This is a genomic window from Thiomonas bhubaneswarensis (assembly GCF_001418255.1).
Lineage (GTDB): Bacteria > Pseudomonadota > Gammaproteobacteria > Burkholderiales > Burkholderiaceae_C > Thiomonas > Thiomonas bhubaneswarensis.
Genome location: NZ_LIPV01000001.1, coordinates 415,232 through 431,462, shown reverse-complemented (window position 1 = coordinate 431,462; position 16,231 = coordinate 415,232). Strand labels below are relative to the sequence as shown.

Genomic DNA, 16,231 nt, shown 5'->3' with positions numbered 1-16,231 from the left:
GTGGAGGCTGGAATATGCTCCGCCCCCAACGCAGTTGCCGGACGCATCCGATGGAGTTGCCGCAGTTTTCCCGTTTTTATCGTCGCCATGTCGGTCGTTTCGACGATGTGCTGGCCTGCTGGTCGCCCGGCATTCCAACCCGGGATGAACTCGATGCCGCCGTCGCCACGCTGACGCGGCAGGGCGCGGCGCTGCCCACCGCGCTGCGCCGGGTGCGCAACGCGCTGATGCTGCGGCTGATCGAGGCCGATCTGTCCGGATCGCCGCTGGAGGCGGTCTGCACCGGCATCAGCGACCTCGCCGAGAGCGCGGTGGCCTTCGGTCTGCGCGCGGTGCAGACCGAGATGCAGGCGCGTTTCGGCGTGCCACGCACCGCCAGCGGCGACGAGGCGCAGTTTCTGGTGGTGGGCATGGGCAAGCTCGGCGGCCGCGAACTCAACGTCTCGTCCGACATCGACCTGGTCTTCGTCTACGACGACGATGGCAAGACCGACGGTGCCGTCGGTCTGAGCAATCGGGAGTATTTCGGCCGCGTGGTGCGCGCCTTCGTGCCGCTGCTGTCCGACGTCACCGGCGACGGCTTCGTGTTCCGGGTGGACACGCGGCTGCGCCCCAACGGCGACAGCGGCCCCCCGGTGGTCAGCCTGGCGATGCTCGAAGAGTATTTTCTGGTGCAGGGCCGCGAGTGGGAGCGGTTTGCCTGGCTCAAGTCGCGCGTGGTGTCGCCGCTGCAGACGCCGCAGGCGCAGCGGGCAGAACAGAGTCTGGCGGCGGTGGTCGAGCCTTTCGTCTGGCGCCGCTATCTCGACTTCGGCATGCTCGAAGCCCTGCGCGCCCTGCACCGGCAGATCCGGGCGGAGGCGACCAAGCGCGCCGCCGCCCGGCCCGACAAGGCCAACGACGTCAAGCTGGGGCGCGGCGGCATCCGCGAAATCGAGTTCACCGTGCAGCTCCTGCAGGTGGTGCGTGGCGGGCGCATGCCGCAGATCCGCGAGCGCGCCACGTTGCCTGCGCTGAAACTGCTCGTGGCGCAGGGGCTGTTGCAGGCCGACGCGGCAGAAAGGCTGGCATCGAGCTACCGGTTTCTGCGACGCCTGGAGCACCGCATCCAGTATCTCGACGACGCCCAGACTCACAGCCTGCCCGCCGATGACGCCGACCTGCACGCCCTGGCCTGGGCCATGGGCTTCGTCGATGACGACGCACAGCGGCGTGGCGCCTGCCCCAAGGGCTGCAAGCTGCTGCGCGAGCTCGACAGCGTGCGCGAGTTCGTCGCCAGCGAGTTCGATGCGCTGCTGCACAACGGCCCGCAGTGCACCGGCTGCAGCAAGCCGCCGGAAAACCTGGACGCGGTGCGGCACCGGCTGGCCAAGGCGGGCTTGGCGCACGATGCCATCGTCGCGCGGCTCAAGGCGCTCGAAACCTCGCCGCGCTACACCGCGCTGAGCGATGTGGGTCGGCTGCGGCTGTTGCGCGTGCTCGACCGCACCATCGGCATGGCGGCCGAACGACCCACGGCGGAGATCTGCCTGAGCCGGGTCATCGACCTGCTCGAAGCCATCGGCCGCCGCGAAACCTATCTGGCCTTTTTTGCCGAACAGCCCGCGGCCCTCTCCCGGCTGTGCACGGTGCTGGAATCTTCGGCCTGGGCCGCCGACTACATCAAGCGCCATCCGGCCGTCGTCGATGAGCTGATCACGCCGCCCAGCGAGCGCTTCAACGCCGAGGACTACCGGCAGGGTCTTCTGCAACAGCACCAGCGCGCGCTCGACGCGGGCCGCTGGGATGCCGGCGAAGGCATGGACCTGCTGCGGCACGGTTTTCACGCCGAGATGTTCCGCACCCTGTCGCGCGATCTGGCCGGGCTCATCAAGGTCGAGCAGGTGGCCGATGAACTCTCCGCCCTGGCCGATGCCACCGTGCAGCTCGCGCTGGAGTGGTGCTGGCGGGAACTGCCGCAAAAACACCGCGAACAGCCGGCATTTGCCGTCATCGCCTACGGAAAGCTCGGCGGCAAGGAGTTGGGCTACGGCAGCGATCTCGACATCGTCTTTCTTTACGACGACAAGGCCGACGATGCCCAGGACATCTACGCCACCTTCGCCCGCAAGCTGGTGTGGTGGCTGACCGCGCACACCGCCGCCGGTCGCCTGTTCGAGATCGACACCCGGCTGCGGCCCAACGGCAACGCCGGGCTGCTGGTCACCAGCCTGGAGGCCTTCGAGGCCTACCAGCGCGGCCGGGGCAGCAACACCGCCTGGACCTGGGAGCATCAGGCGCTCACCCGGGCGCGCTGCTGCGCGGGCGATCTGGCCATCGGCGCGCGTTTCGAGGCCATCCGTACCGCCGTGCTGACCACCCGGCGCGATGGGGACGCGCTGCGCACCGAAATCCTCGCCATGCGACAGAAAGTGGCCGACGGCCACCCCAACCGCAGCGGGCTGTTCGACGTCAAACACGACCCAGGCGGCATGGTCGACGTGGAGTTCGCGGTGCAGTTTCTGGTGCTGGCCCACGCCGCCGACTACCCGCAGCTCACCGCCGATCTGGGCAACATCGCCCTGCTCGGCATGGCCGAAGCCCTGGGCCTGCTGCCCGCGGGCGTGGGCCGACCTGCAGCCGATGCCTATCGCGAGCTGCGACGCATCCAGCACCGGGAACGGCTGGCCGGCGCCGAGGCCGCCCGCGTGCCGCCCGACAGTCTGCAGCCCGAACGCGCCGCGGTGCGTGCGCTCACTCTGGCCGTGTTCGGCGCGGAGGCCGAGCAGGTCGGTGCGGCCGAACAAGCCCAGCAAGCTGACGTTTGAGCGCGCTGCAGCCTGCGCGCAGGCGCCGCACGTGGCAGCACTCGATCCATAAGTTTAGATTTGATGAACTGAAGAACAGAATTTATCAATTTTCCTTACCTAAGACGGCCAATAGCATAGGTACCCGTCATCGGCCCTGGGTCTGATGGCCCTTACGCCGGGGCGGCTCGATCGGTCTTGAGTCGCCAGCTCCGTTCGCTCACTGAGTCTCAAGCCCGATGAACTGGATCGATGTCGCTGTGCTGGCCCTGCCGGCCTTGCCACTGTTGTCCGCCGCGCTGCTGCCCCTGTTGTGCGGGCAGAACCGCAGGCGAGCCGCCCGCTGGAGCATTGGTTTCACCGCGCTGACCGTGCTGCTGGCGCTGGTGCTTCTGGTTCACTACTTGCACAGCGCCCAGAGCGCGCCCATGTTCGTCGGCGTGACCCAGATCGGCCTCTTGCTCGACCCGCTCAGTCTGGCCATGTCGGTTCTGGTCGCGGGCATCAGTCTGATCGTGCACGTGTACTCGCTGAACTACATGGCCGATGAGCCGGGCTATGTGCGCTTCTTCTCCCTGCTCGATCTGATGACGGCGTCCATCCTGGTGATGGTCAGCGCCGGTGATCTGCTCACCCTGCTGGCCGCCTGGTTTGCGGTGGGACAACTGCTGTATTTCCTCTTGGGTCACAACACCGAACGCCAGGCGACCGGTCGCTACGCCTTCTGGACCTTCATCACTTATCGCCTGGGCGATCTGCCCCTGGTCGGGGCGGCGCTGTTGCTGGTCAAGGCCTACGGCGTGTGGGATCTGCCCGGCCTGTTCGCCCGCATCGCGGCCGATCCGCATGTGCAGCTCGGCGGCGTGGCCGTGGTGCCGCTGGCCGGGCTGCTGGTGGCGCTGGCTGCGTTTGCGCGCTCGGCCCAGTTTCCGCTGCACATCTGGCTGCCCTACACCATGGACGGCCCTACGCCGGTGTCGGCGCTGATGCACGCGGGCATCGTCAATGCCGGGGGCTTTTTGTTCAACCGTTTCGCGCCGCTGCTCATTCACGCGCCGGACGTGCTGCACCTAGCCTTCGTGGTGGGGCTGGCGACGGCGCTGCTCGGTTCGGCGCTGATGCTCACACAGAACGACATCAAGAAATCACTCGGCTATTCGACTATGGGGCAGATGGGCTTCATGATCATGGAATGCGGGCTGGGGGCGTTCTCGCTGGCGGTCTATCACCTCATCGCACACGGGCTGTTCAAGGCCACGCTGTTCCTCAGCTCGGGCAATGTGATCGGCGATACCCGGCGCGACGACGGCGTGCCCGCCGACGACATCTACACCTTCGTGGTCGAGCGTCGGCCGCTGCGCGCGGTGAAGGTGCCCTGGCTGATCGCGGCGCTCATCACGGTGCTGGTGCCCGCGGTGGTGCTGGGGCTGTCGCACTGGTTGGTTGCGGCGGACTTCTTCCACAAGCAAGGCGCGGTCGTGCTGCTGTTCTTCGGCTGGGTGACCGGGGCGCAGGTGTTCTTCTCCATCCACAAGCTGCCGAGCGAGAATCCGTGGCGCTCGCTCACCATGATCTTCCTGTCCTTCCTGATCGTGGTGGTGGGCTACACGCTGATCGCGCATGTGTTCGAGGCCTTCCTCTACCCCGACCCGGTGCTGCGCGATGCCACCTACGCGGCGGCGGGCATCAACCTGCTGGCCTTCGACCTGATGATCATTTTCCTCACCGTGGTGCTGGTGGGGGCCTGGCTGGTGACGTTCTATGCCCAGTCGCTCGACCTCGAAGGGCGGCCGGGCACGCTGTGGAACGCCATCTATCTCAATCTCTACACCCTGTTCTCGCGCGAGTTTTACGTGTCGGATGTCTACACCCAGTTGTCGCGTGGCGCGGTTGCGGCGGCCAAGCGGGTGAACGTGTGGCTGCGGTGGGTCTGAGGAGCTCATGATGATCGAACTGCTCGTTTGTGCCGTCGTGCTGCTGCCCCTGCTGCCGTTCAGTCTGGGCGTCAATGCCGTGTTGCAGGCCGTGCCCGCCTGGCTGCGCGCGCTGTTGCTGGTCGCGCTTCCGGTGGCCGGGGCTTATGTGCTGGGGGGCGTGGCGGTGCCCGTGGGGCCGCTGGCCCGGGTCATCCAGGTGCTGGCCGCAGTCACCGCCCTGCTCTACGCCTGGCGACTGTTGGCGGTGCGCGAGCTCTTCATCTGGGCGCGGCTGCAGGCCAGCTCGGCCTGGCCTCTGATCTGGCTGGCCTGGCTGTTCGGCATGCCGGACGACCGTCTCATCGCCGTGGCGCTGGCGCTGAGCCTGCCGGCTGCCGTGCTCACCCTCCTGGCCTGCGCGCTGCGCCGTCGTCTAGGGGGCGCCTATCTGGGGCTGCGCGGGCGTCTGGGTCCGGCCTATCCGCGGCTGACCGGCGCGGTGGTGGTGGCGCTGGTGGCGGCCCTGGCGGCGCCGCCGTTTCCGGGCTTCTTCTCCATGATGGCGGTGCTGCTGCAAATGCCCGCGGTCTGCGTGTTCACCGTGCTGGCCGTCTGGATTCTCTGGAGCTGGGCTGCGGCCTTGCTGTGGCAGCACGGTCTGTTCGGTGACCCCTGGCCGCGGCCTGTGGGGACGTCGGATCTATCGGTTTCTGCGGGCGCGGTCTGGGTGCTGCTGGCGCTGATCGCGGTGTCTCTGGGTCTCATCGGGAGTTGGGCATGGTGGATGCGCTGAATCTGGGCAAGCGCCTGCGGGTGCGATCGACCGCCTACGTGGCGGGGGAGCCGGTTCCGTTTTTCTGGCCGATGCGCACCTTCATTCACCACAACCCGCTCTACGGCCTGGAGGACATGCCGTTCGAGCAGGCGGTGCGCCGTGGCGCGGAGCTTTTTCATGCGCGCATGTTCTTGCCGCGCAGCAACTATCAGCACTGGCAGAGCGAAGGCAAGGTGCGGCGCGACACGCTGGTGGACGAAATCGCGCGGCGTTCGCAGGCCCTGCCTGCGGTGCCGGGCATCGACTGGCCCCGCTGGCTGATGAGCCTGATGCAACTGCCCCATGACCGCGATGTGGTGGTGACCGGAGCGAAGGCGCAGGACGTTCACGCCGCGCTGCATGGTCAGCCGCCGTCTTCGCAGGCGGTGGATGTATCCGGCCTGCTCCCCGGTCTGCAGCAACGCCTGCACCATCGCACCCTGCCTGCCGCGGTGGATGCGCTGTGGGGCACCCGCATGGCCGACGAGCTCGACGAACTGGTGATCAAGAGCTGCCTGGACTTCTTCGACGAAGACCAGTCGTCCTGGCGCATGCCCGGGCGCGAGCGCGGGCTGTTTGCCGCCTGGAGTGACATCGCCCGGCGCAACGCGCGTCTGTTCCTGCGGGGCTTGCATGTGCGGCGCATTCTCGATCAGGTGCAGGACGCGGAAAACGCCGTGGTGCACGTCATGGACGAGATGGGCATCGACCCCGACGACTGGCCGGCCTATTTCACCCACGAACTCACCCGGCTGCACGGCTGGACAGGCTTCGTGCGCTGGCGTTCGTCCGCCAAGCATTACTACTGGGCGCAACGCTACCCCGCCGACGTGGTCGATCTGCTGGCCATTCGCCTGGTCGTCGGCCTGGCGCTGTTGCAGGAAAGCGCGCGCCAGCGCCGCACGCCGGTGAGGCGCGACCAGCTCGACGCCTTGCTGCAAGAGCGCGGCGCCGAATGTCTGCTGCGCGAGGCACTGCACACCGGCCAGGTGCTGCCAGGCTGGGCGCAGCGCATCGACGACGTGCTGTCGCGCGGTGACTGTGCCCGCTGCGATGACCTGTTGAAGCAGTACTGGCCGCTCTGGCAGGCCCAGCTCGGGCGCGAACAGGCTGGCGAACTGCGCGAACTGGCTGCTTCTGCCGACGCCATCGCGGCGCTTGACGCGTTGTCGCCGGAGGGCGTGGCAGGGCTGCTGCAGGGGCTGCAAGAGTTTGTGCCGCAGGAAGGCATGGTCTGGACCCTCGCCATGGAGGCGCAGGCCATCGACCATCTGCTGGCGAACGTGCAGGTGCCGCAGGACCTGCCCGCGGGCAAGCGGCCGTTTGCCCAGGCCATGTTCTGCATCGACGTGCGCTCCGAGCCCATCCGTCGTCACCTCGAGCGCGTGGGCGACTACCAGACCTTCGGCATTGCCGGATTCTTCGGCGTGCCCGTGGGTTTTCTCGGCTACGGCAAGGGCAGCGAAAGCCATTTCTGCCCGGCGGTGGTGACGCCGAAGAACCTGGTGCTGGAGCTTCCCGCCGCGCTCGACCCCAACGACGAAGACTTCGTCAGCACGCTGGGGCATGTGCTGCACGATCTCAAGAGTTCGGTGCTCTCGCCCTACGTCACCGTCGAGGCGGTGGGCATGCTGTTCGGGCTGGATCTGTTCGGCAAGACCCTCGCGCCGCTGGGCTACAGCCGCTGGCGCAGCCGCATCGACGCCGAAAAGCCGGTTACCCGCCTGCTGGTCGACAAGCTCACCCGCGAACAGGCCGACTCCATCATCCGCACCCTGCAGCGCGCGATGATCGTCAAGGCCTTGCATGCCGAGCTGCACATCGAGCGCGAGCGCGTGGACGACGACATGATCCGCGAGCTGCGCGAGACGGCGCTGCGCCACCGCGAAGGCCCGACGCGGCTGCGCACTGCCTTCGGTGTGGCCGACAAGCAGGAGGCCGATTTCATCGCGAAGCTGCGTGAGGACTACCGCATCGATGCCGACTACGCCAACTACCAGCTCGTGCGCCTGGGCCGCATCGGCTATTCGCTCGACGAGCAGGTCAACTATGTGCACACGGCGCTGACCATGATCGGGCTGACGCGCAACTTCTCGCGCTTCGTGCTCATCGTCGGCCACAACGGTCAGACCGAGAACAACCCTTATGAGTCGGCCCTCGACTGCGGCGCCTGCGGCGGTGGCAGCGGCCTGGTCAACGCCCGCGTGCTGGCGCAGATGGCCAACAAGTCCGCGGTGCGTGAGCGTCTGGCCACCATGGGCATCACCATTCCCGAGGACACCTGGTTCCTGCCGGCGCTGCACATCACCACGACCGACGCCATCGAGTTGCTCGACCTCGACCTCCTGCCGCCGCGTCATCTGGTGTATCTGGATCGCCTGCGCAACGGGCTGCGGGCCGCATCCAAGCTGGCTGCGGCCGAGCGTATGCCCAGGCTGCTGCCGCACGCGCGCGAACTCGATCCCGCGCAGGCCTATCGCGCGGCGCAGCGGCTGGCGGTCGACTGGGCGCAGACCCGGCCCGAATGGGGGCTGTCGAAGAACGTCTACGGCATCATCGGCCGTCGCAGCCTGTCCCAGGCGGCAGACCTGGAAGGGCGCCCCTTCCTGTTGTCATACGACTGGCGCTGCGACCCCAAGGGCCGTCTGCTCGAAAACCTGCTGGCCGCACCCGTGGTGGTTGGGGAGTGGATCAACCTCGAGCATTTCTTCTCCACCGTGGACAATGCCCATCTGGGCAGTGGCAGCAAGGCCTATCACAACGTCGCCGGGCGCTTCGGCGTGATGACCGGAAACTTGAGCGATCTGCGCACCGGCCTGCCGATGCAGACCGTGATGCGCGAAGGCCAGCCCTACCACGAGCCGATGCGGCTGATCGCCCTCATCGAGGCGCCGCTCGACTTTGCCGGGCGGGCGCTGCAAAGCGTGGTCAAGGTGAAGAACCTGGTGCTCGGCGGCTGGATACGCGCCATCGTCATCGACCCCACCCAGGGCTACAAGCCTTTCGTCTACAACAACGGGCAATGGGAAGAGCGCGCGCCGCTCGTGCCCCAGACTCAGGAGGATCTCGTCGCATGAACACCATCAAGCTGCATCCGCTGAAAAAGCTGGAAATCATTCTCGAAGGGGCGCACAAGGAATTCGCCACCGACCTGCTCGACCGCGCGGGCGTGAAGGGCTACACCATCGTCGGCAACCTGTCGGGCAAGGGCAGCCACGGCATGTACGAAGGCCACCTCATGTTCAACGAGGACGATGCGCTGATTATGATCATCGCTGCCGTTCCCGAAGAATTGGTCGGCCCGCTGCTCGATGGCTTCCAGCCCTTCTTCGAAGCGCATTCGGGCGTGGTCTTCGTCTCCGACATTCAGGTGGGGCGGCCGGTCAAGTTCAGGAATTGAGAGGCTGTCATTCGTTCAGATAAATTGAACGAAAGTGTTGTCGATATAAATTGATTCTTATGATGGCGGGGCGGTATTCTTTAACCCGCTTTCAAGGATATGTGGCTTGTGTCCGGGCTTTCTGGCCTGCTCGGCCGCGTGAAATCCCAGGCAGCGCAGCAAGTCAGACCGCCACGGCGGCTCGTACGGAGTTGCGGTTTGGCAGTGATTGGTTGGCCGCACAAGCCTGTTGGCCAGAACATTGAATTTTTGTCGCATTTTTTTGTCGCGTTCATCGCTAAGGAGTGATCGATATGGCAGTTAAGACCTATCAGGCCGGCGTTAAGGAGTACCGGCAAACCTATTGGATGCCGGAGTACACCCCTCTGGACACCGATCTTCTGGCCTGCTTCAAGATCACCCCGCAGGCGGGCGTCGATCGTGAAGAAGCGGCTGCCGCCGTGGCCGCCGAGTCTTCGACCGGTACCTGGACGACCGTCTGGACCGATCTGCTGACCGACATGGACTACTACAAAGGCCGTGCCTATCGCATCGAAGACGTGCCGGGCGACGACACCTGCTTCTACGCCTTCATCGCCTACCCCATCGACCTGTTCGAAGAAGGCTCCGTGGTCAACGTGTTCACCTCGCTGGTGGGCAACGTGTTCGGCTTCAAGGCCATTCGCGCCCTGCGCCTGGAAGACATCCGCTTCCCGCTGGCCTACGTCAAGACCTGCAACGGCCCGCCCAACGGCATCCAGGTCGAGCGCGACGTGATGAACAAGTACGGCCGTCCTCTGCTGGGTTGCACCATCAAGCCCAAGCTGGGTCTGTCGGGCAAGAACTACGGCCGCGCCGTGTACGAGTGCCTGCGCGGCGGCCTCGACTTCACCAAGGACGACGAAAACATCAACTCCCAGCCCTTCATGCGCTGGAAGCAGCGTTTCGACTTCGTGCAGGAAGCCACGCTCAAGGCCGAAGCCGAGACCGGTGAGCGCAAGGGCCACTACCTGAACGTGACCGCGCCGACCCCGGACGAAATGTTCAAGCGTGCGGAGTACGCCAAGGAAATCGGCGCTCCCATCATCATGCACGACTACATCACCGGCGGCTTCTGCGCCAACACCGGTCTGGCCCAATGGTGTCAGGACAACGGCATGCTGCTGCACATCCACCGCGCCATGCACGCCGTGCTCGACCGCAACCCGCACCACGGCATCCACTTCCGCGTGCTGACCAAGATTCTGCGTCTGTCGGGTGGCGACCACCTGCACACCGGTACCGTGGTGGGCAAGCTCGAAGGCGACCGCGCCTCGACCCTGGGCTGGATTGACCTGCTGCGTGAGTCGTATGTGCCGGAAGACCGTTCGCGCGGCCTGTTCTTCGATCAGGACTGGGGCTCCATGCCCGGCGCCTTCGCCGTGGCCTCCGGCGGCATTCACGTCTGGCACATGCCCGCGCTGGTCACCATCTTCGGTGACGACTCGGTGCTGCAGTTCGGCGGCGGCACCCTGGGCCACCCCTGGGGCAACGCGGCCGGTGCCGCGGCCAACCGCGTCGCGCTCGAGGCCTGCGTGCAGGCTCGCAACGAAGGCCGTCAGGTTGAAAAGGAAGGTCGCGAGATTCTCACCGCCGCCGCCCAGCATTCGCCCGAACTGAAGATCGCCATGGAGACCTGGAAAGAGATCAAGTTCGAGTTCGACACCGTCGACAAGCTGGACGTCGCCAACAAGTGATCGTTCCCGGTGCGGCGGGCGCGATGCGCACCGCCGCTGCCTGACACCGTTTGCTCTCAAAGGAATTCATCATGGCCACCGTGCAAGCCTACAAAGCCACCAAGAAGTTCGAAACCTTCTCCTACCTGCCGCAAATGACCCCCGAGCAGGTGCGTCGCCAGATCGCCTACGCCATCGCGCAGGGCTGGAACCCCGCCGTCGAGCACACCGAGCGCGGCACGCCCGCCAAGGTGAGCTTCTGGTACATGTGGAAGCTGCCGATGTTCGGCGAGCAGTCCGTCGATGTGGTGCTGGCCGAACTTGAAGCCTGCCACCGCGAGTTTCCTGATCACATGGTGCGTTTCGTCGCTTACGACAACTACGCCCAGAGCCAGGGTCTCGCGTTCGTCGTCTATCGCTGATTCAACGCGAATGGCAGCCTGGGCGTGACGGTCTGTTTGCCGCCGCGCCGGATGTCCGGGGCCGAGTGCCCCGGCGCCAGACACCGAGTTTTCTGAATTCACGACTTCTCTGCATCGAGGTCCACCATGACATACCCTGCCGATCGCCATGCGCAGGCGACCCTCTCGGGTCGCGAGCTGGCACTCAAGCGGCGCCAGGCCATGGCGCTGCATGGCAAGGCCGGTTCGGCCAAGCCAGCCGGCGCCTCTGCGCGTCAAAGGCCGGAGATGGCCGCGTCGCTGACTGCCGCTTCTTCGCAGTCGCGTCCGGCCTCCGCGACATCGGCAGCGCCCGTGGTGCACGCGTCCTCGATGGCTGCGTCGGCCGTCGCGCCCTTGAATCCGCCGCAGGTGCAGCTCAGCCCTGCCCGTGCGCGCCGTCAGGCGATGTCGCAGCAAGGCAAGTCGGCCGTGAAGCAGGCTGGCAACGGCGGCCCGAGCCGACCGAGTGCGCATCTGCGTCCCACGGCTTCCACGTCGGTTGCGGCCGTTCGTGAGGCGTCGGCTTCGTGTGGCTGCGACACGAAGACGTCCTGCGGCTGCGGTTGCGCCGACACCGCGTCCACCCCGGCGCTGTCCACCCAGGGTGCGATGTCAGCCCCGGCTGCTGATGTGGCGGCTGCCGTTCGCGCCGTGCCGATGGCCGGTGGCCGCGCTCTGGCCCAGGCCCGCCGCGCTGCGCTGGCGCAGGATGGCAAGGCCGGTCTGCGCCGTGTGGCCCAGGCCACCAAGATCGCCGCCACGCTGCCGGGCCAGGACTGGCAGGCCGCCATGAGCAAAGGCGCCACGGCGCGTCAGGTGGCGATGCAGCGCCGTCATGTGCAGTCCCTGGTCGGTCGCGCAGGCGCCGCCGCAGAAGCCTCGCGGCCCAGCGGGCGCATGAAGGCCCGCGACACCCGTGCCACCGTGCCCGTGAAGGTCGAGGAAGGGCATACCCTTTCCGGCCAGCGCGTGACCGGCACCCAGGTCGAGCGCAGCCAGCGGGTCAGTGGCAACGAGCCCGGCTCCTGCCGCGCCATCACCGGCACCGAGTACATCGGCACCGAGCAGTTCGATGGGCTGTGCAAGACCCGCCCGGCGCCCAACCCGCCCAAGGTCGGGGTGAGCACCACCCTGCGCGAGCAGCGCGTGACGGGCACCGAAGTCGGTCGATCCACCAAGGTCACCGGCGATGAGCCCGGCTCCTGCCGCGCCATTACCGGCACCGACTACCTCAGCGCCGAGCGCTATCAGGAATTCTGCGAAACCCGTCCCCAGCCCACGGTCGAGAAAGTCGGCCGTGGCACCACCGAGATGGGCCAGCGCTTCACCGGCACGCTGGTCGACCGCCAGGTCAAGGTGACCGGCGGCGAACAGGGCGCCGACCGCGCCCTCACCGGCACCCGTTACAGCACTGCCAGTGCTGACACCGCGCCGAACAAGGTCGAGGTCACCACGACGGCTGGCGGCAAGACCGTGACCGGCACCGGCGTCGGTGCGCGCAAAAGCATGACCGGCGACGAGGCCGGTGCCTGCCGCCCCGTGACCGGCACCCAGTATCTCTCGTCCGAGCAGTTCAGCCAGTTCTGCCAGACCGGCGCACCGGCGCAGCCGCGCAAGGTCAGCGTCATGTCCAGCCGCGCTGGCCAGAGCGTGACCGGCACCGATGTGGGCCGTAGCGTCCATGTCACCGGCAACGAGGCCGGGTCCTCCCGCGCCATCTCGGGCAACCAGTATTTCAACGCCAAGGATTTTGGCGGGGTCGCCACGGCCGCTCCGGCCAAGGTCAGCGTTATGCAGACGCTGGGCGGGCGTTCCGTGACCGGCTCCGAGGTCGCTCCCAGCCCAAAATTGTCCGGTGACGAGTCGTTCGGGTGCAAACCCGTCACCGGTATCGATTACATCGGCGCGCAGCAGCTCGGCGCCGTATGTGAAGCACCTGAAGTGATCGCCCCCGTCTCCAAGGTGGTGGTCGATCAAACCTGGAATGGCCAGACCGTCACCGGGAGCTATCCCGGACGCTCCGCCCGCGTCACCGGCAATGAAGCCGGGGCCTGCGCGCCCATCAGCGGCAACAGCTACATCGGTCAAGGCCAGTTCCAGGCGTTTTGCGAAGCGCCCGCGCTGCAACAGCAGCGCAACGTGCAGCGCGACAGCGCCACGGTGTCGCTGCGTGCCCTCACCGGCGACCGGCCTGGTGCCGGCGGTTCGGTGATGACCGGCGACGAGCGCGGCGCCTGCGGTCCGGTCACCGGCACGCCCTACCTGGGTGCGGACACCATGCCCGGCCATTGCGCCACCAGCGGACGTTTCGTGCCGCGCGCCCGCCCGGCCGAGACGCCGAGCCGCGATCCCGCGCCCGTGCAGTTCAGCATCGTGACCCCGGGCCATGCCTCGCTCGGCCGCGAGCGCGGCAACGATGTGACCGGCAACGGCATGGGTACCGAGCGCATCACCGGCTCGATCAACAAGGCCGAAGGCCTGATCACCGGCACGCCCGAATTCCGCAAGCAGGACATCCAGCGTTTCCAGGCGCAGCAGCAGGAGCAGCAGGAACTCGTGCAACGCGCCGCCCAACGTCTGAGCGGCGAGGGCAGCCAGCAAGGCCCGCGCATTTCCGGCGACGTCTGGCTGGAGAAGTCGCGCGTGACGGGCACCGAAGGTGCTTCCAGTCTCGCCCGCAACCCGTCGATGCGCGGCCAGCCGCGCGGCATGGGGTCGAATGCTGCCACGTTCCGTGAAGTGGAGCGTCCCGAGATTCCGTCGTCTCGCGTGACCGGCTCGTCCGGCAACACCGAGCGCGGCGCTGCCGTGACCGTCTCTGGCGGCGCACGCGGCTGAGGCGGAGCATCGCGAGATGAATACCCAAAAGCGCATGGCGGCCTTGCGGGCCAGTGGTGCCTACCTCGGTGGGCAGGATGCGTCGCAAGCGCATCAGCACATCATGCGCCCGGCATTTCGTCCTGCGTTTCATGCCCAGGCCGATGGCGGCAATCCCGCGTGCAACATCGGCGCGGGTCAGCGTTGCGAGCACGCCCTGGTCGATGCCGAGCTCAACCAGCGCCTGTACGACTATGAGCGCACGGTGCGCGGGCGTTTTCGCGGCATCGTCGATACGCTCAAGGCCATCTCGGCAGTGCAGCACGAGTCCGATTTCGCCGAACGCGCGCAGCGCCTGGCCCAGGATCGCCTCGGCTACGCCTTGCCGCAGGAACTGCTCGACGATGCCTGGGTGTCCGGTCTGGACATGAGGGCGCTGCATACCCATTGCATTTTTCAGAGCTTCAAGAACTCCGTCGACCACACCGACGCCGACCAGGCGCCGTGGCTGGACCGCATGGCGATCACGCCCGAGTTTCTCGCCGCCTGCGGCTATCACACCGTCGACATCACCCCCTGCGCCGATGGCCGACTGCAAGGTCTGGTGCCCTTCGTGTTCCGCATGGCGCCCAACCGCAACGTCTACCTCAAGGCCTACGCTGGAGCGATGTTCGACGTCGAAGCCGACATGATCGACTGGGCGCATCGCGAACTCGAGCGCCTGACCGGCGGCATCCCCGGGGGCGAATCGCAGAACTATCTGAAGATCGCCGTCTATCACTTCAGCAGTTCGCACTCGCACGATCAGGGCTGTGCCTTCCATGCCAGCAACGACAAGCAGGCCGTCGAGTCGGCCAAGCAGCGTCTCGACGAGCTGCGCGTGGCCATCGAGCGCACCTACGGCGTGGGGGCGGCGCCCGCCGTGTTGCTGGTCGGTCTGGACACCGATCACGATTCGCTGCGCATCCATCTGCCCGACGCCGATGGCGACGTGAATCCTTATCGCTACGTCGATACCGCCGAGCTGTACCGCGAGACCGTCGCCCTGTCGGCGCAAGCTGCGCGCGCACACATTGCCCAGAGGGTGGACGAAGCCCAGCACATGGACGGCTGGGCCCAGGGCCGGGGCAACATGGATGCCGGCATGCGCAGCCTGGTGCTGGCGCTGGCCGAGGCCAATCTGTCTCAGATCGAGTTCGTCATTCACCACCATCAGGGCCGTTACTCGGTGCTGGGCCACGACGAGGAATTCATCTGCGCCGGTGAAGCCACGCATTACGTGCAGATGCGCAACAAGTATTACTTCGCCCATCTCGACACGGTCGAGGAAGGTGCGGCCGACATGGATGTCGGCATCAAGATTTTCACCGGTCTGAACGTGCGCCATGGGTTGCCGGTTCCGGTGCTGGTGCACTTCTATTACTCGTCGCGCGTGCCCGGCTCGCGCGACCGCGCGCTCAAGCGCGCCAAACGGGTCAAGGCGGCGATCGAGTCCAGGTATCCGGCGCTGGTGGCGCGCAACCTGTTGACCTGCCGCATGGCGTTGTCCGACCGTTTCGACACCGAACGCTGTGTGTTCGTCGACGAAGCGGTGGCGGACGCAGGACATTGAGGACAGACAGATGCGCATCATGCGAGTGGAAAAGACGCTGGTTTCGACGAATCGGATCGATTCGTTCGGCCACCGTCCGCTGCTCGTCGTCCAGGACAAGCCGGGCGGCACGCGCAGCGTGGCGGTCGACGCCGTGGGCTGCGTGCCCGGAGACTGGGTGATCTGCGTTGGTTCGTCGGCGGCGCGCGAGGCCGCGGGCAGCAAGGACTTTCCCTCCGATCTCACCATCGTCGGCATCATCGACAGCTGGAACCCGGAGGGCTGATGGAAATCTGGCGCGTCAAGGACGAACTGGTCTGTACCCGGCGTGTGCCGGGGCTGAAGTCGGCGTCCTTGCGCGTGTTGCAGGGTTTGAAGGGCAATATCGAGGTGGCCACCGATCCGGTGGGCGTGCCGGTCGGGAAATGGGTGTTTACCACCCTGGGCAGCGCAGCGCGGCTGGCGATGCCCGATCCGACCGTGACCACGGATCTGACCATCTGCGGAATCATCGAGGGCTGGGAGGAATGAACCCGTCAGCGGGTGTTCCACGCAGTCGTGAGCAAGGGAGCACGTCGGGCGCCGGCTCGGTGCAATTTGGTGAGCAGTCGACTTTTAGACAAGGAGTGACAAATGGCTGAACGTATGGGCATTGCCCTGGGCATGATCGAGACTCGCGGCCTGGTGCCCGCAATCGAAGCGGCCGACGCGATGTGCAAGGCCGCGGAAGTGCGACTCATCGGTCGCCAGTTCGTGGGTGGCGGCTACGT

General features: G+C 66.5%; 12 protein-coding genes. All 12 read left to right on the top strand.

Going from position 1 to position 16,231, the window contains the following annotated elements; translation table 11 throughout:
• The first annotated feature begins 50 nt into the window (after positions 1–50).
• Positions 51–2,807: a bifunctional [glutamate--ammonia ligase]-adenylyl-L-tyrosine phosphorylase/[glutamate--ammonia-ligase] adenylyltransferase gene (glnE, locus tag ASC45_RS02080; protein WP_055449355.1), complete on the top strand. Its 2,757-nt coding sequence runs from the start codon at positions 51–53 to the stop codon at positions 2,805–2,807.
• A gap of 218 nt (positions 2,808–3,025) precedes the next feature.
• Positions 3,026–4,720, top strand: a complete 1,695-nt coding sequence (locus ASC45_RS02075; protein ID WP_055449354.1) for a proton-conducting transporter transmembrane domain-containing protein — start codon at positions 3,026–3,028, stop codon at positions 4,718–4,720.
• Between the two features lie 10 nt (positions 4,721–4,730).
• Positions 4,731–5,495 carry a hypothetical protein gene (locus ASC45_RS02070; RefSeq protein WP_055449353.1) on the top strand — a complete coding sequence of 255 codons (765 nt, stop codon included), beginning with the start codon at positions 4,731–4,733 and terminating at the stop codon, positions 5,493–5,495.
• The gene (locus ASC45_RS02065; protein WP_055449484.1) at positions 5,480–8,593 is read left to right on the top strand and encodes a DUF2309 domain-containing protein; all 3,114 of its coding nucleotides are present in this window, start codon (positions 5,480–5,482) and stop codon (positions 8,591–8,593) included. Before ASC45_RS02070 ends, ASC45_RS02065 begins: the two co-directional genes overlap by 16 nt.
• Positions 8,590–8,916 carry a P-II family nitrogen regulator gene (locus ASC45_RS02060; protein WP_055449352.1) on the top strand — a complete coding sequence of 109 codons (327 nt, stop codon included), beginning with the start codon at positions 8,590–8,592 and terminating at the stop codon, positions 8,914–8,916. Before ASC45_RS02065 ends, ASC45_RS02060 begins: the two co-directional genes overlap by 4 nt.
• A gap of 293 nt (positions 8,917–9,209) precedes the next feature.
• Positions 9,210–10,631, top strand: coding sequence for a form I ribulose bisphosphate carboxylase large subunit (locus ASC45_RS02055; protein ID WP_055449351.1), 1,422 nt, complete (start codon positions 9,210–9,212; stop codon positions 10,629–10,631).
• 71 nt (positions 10,632–10,702) lie between these two features.
• Entirely contained in the window at positions 10,703–11,032 is a 330-nt protein-coding gene (locus ASC45_RS02050; RefSeq protein WP_055449350.1) for a ribulose bisphosphate carboxylase small subunit, read from the top strand.
• A gap of 126 nt (positions 11,033–11,158) precedes the next feature.
• Positions 11,159–13,891 (top strand): alpha-carboxysome scaffolding protein CsoS2, encoded by a 2,733-nt coding sequence (locus ASC45_RS02045; protein ID WP_055449349.1) that lies wholly within the window; start codon positions 11,159–11,161, stop codon positions 13,889–13,891.
• A gap of 16 nt (positions 13,892–13,907) precedes the next feature.
• Positions 13,908–15,482 carry a carboxysome shell carbonic anhydrase gene (locus ASC45_RS02040; RefSeq protein ID WP_055449348.1) on the top strand — a complete coding sequence of 525 codons (1,575 nt, stop codon included), beginning with the start codon at positions 13,908–13,910 and terminating at the stop codon, positions 15,480–15,482.
• A 10-nt stretch (positions 15,483–15,492) separates the two neighbouring features.
• Positions 15,493–15,747 (top strand): alpha-carboxysome shell vertex protein CsoS4, encoded by a 255-nt coding sequence (csoS4, locus tag ASC45_RS02035; protein WP_055449347.1) that lies wholly within the window; start codon positions 15,493–15,495, stop codon positions 15,745–15,747.
• Complete coding sequence (locus ASC45_RS02030) at positions 15,747–15,992, top strand: carboxysome peptide B (RefSeq protein WP_055449346.1); 246 nt, start codon at positions 15,747–15,749, stop codon at positions 15,990–15,992. Before csoS4 ends, ASC45_RS02030 begins: the two co-directional genes overlap by 1 nt.
• A gap of 102 nt (positions 15,993–16,094) precedes the next feature.
• Positions 16,095–16,231: BMC domain-containing protein (locus ASC45_RS02025; RefSeq protein ID WP_141655708.1), on the top strand; the 137-nt coding region annotated here is incomplete at its 3' end.

Coding starts and splice junctions, on each gene's coding strand:
- ASC45_RS02045 (WP_055449349.1), top strand. CDS start 11,159: ATGACATACCCTGCCGATCGCCATGCGCAGGCGACCCTCTCGGGTCGC.
- ASC45_RS02075 (WP_055449354.1), top strand. CDS start 3,026: ATGAACTGGATCGATGTCGCTGTGCTGGCCCTGCCGGCCTTGCCACTG.
- ASC45_RS02050 (WP_055449350.1), top strand. CDS start 10,703: ATGGCCACCGTGCAAGCCTACAAAGCCACCAAGAAGTTCGAAACCTTC.
- ASC45_RS02040 (WP_055449348.1), top strand. CDS start 13,908: ATGAATACCCAAAAGCGCATGGCGGCCTTGCGGGCCAGTGGTGCCTAC.
- ASC45_RS02060 (WP_055449352.1), top strand. CDS start 8,590: ATGAACACCATCAAGCTGCATCCGCTGAAAAAGCTGGAAATCATTCTC.
- ASC45_RS02070 (WP_055449353.1), top strand. CDS start 4,731: ATGATCGAACTGCTCGTTTGTGCCGTCGTGCTGCTGCCCCTGCTGCCG.
- ASC45_RS02065 (WP_055449484.1), top strand. CDS start 5,480: ATGGTGGATGCGCTGAATCTGGGCAAGCGCCTGCGGGTGCGATCGACC.
- csoS4 (WP_055449347.1), top strand. CDS start 15,493: ATGCGCATCATGCGAGTGGAAAAGACGCTGGTTTCGACGAATCGGATC.
- ASC45_RS02030 (WP_055449346.1), top strand. CDS start 15,747: ATGGAAATCTGGCGCGTCAAGGACGAACTGGTCTGTACCCGGCGTGTG.
- ASC45_RS02055 (WP_055449351.1), top strand. CDS start 9,210: ATGGCAGTTAAGACCTATCAGGCCGGCGTTAAGGAGTACCGGCAAACC.
- glnE (WP_055449355.1), top strand. CDS start 51: ATGGAGTTGCCGCAGTTTTCCCGTTTTTATCGTCGCCATGTCGGTCGT.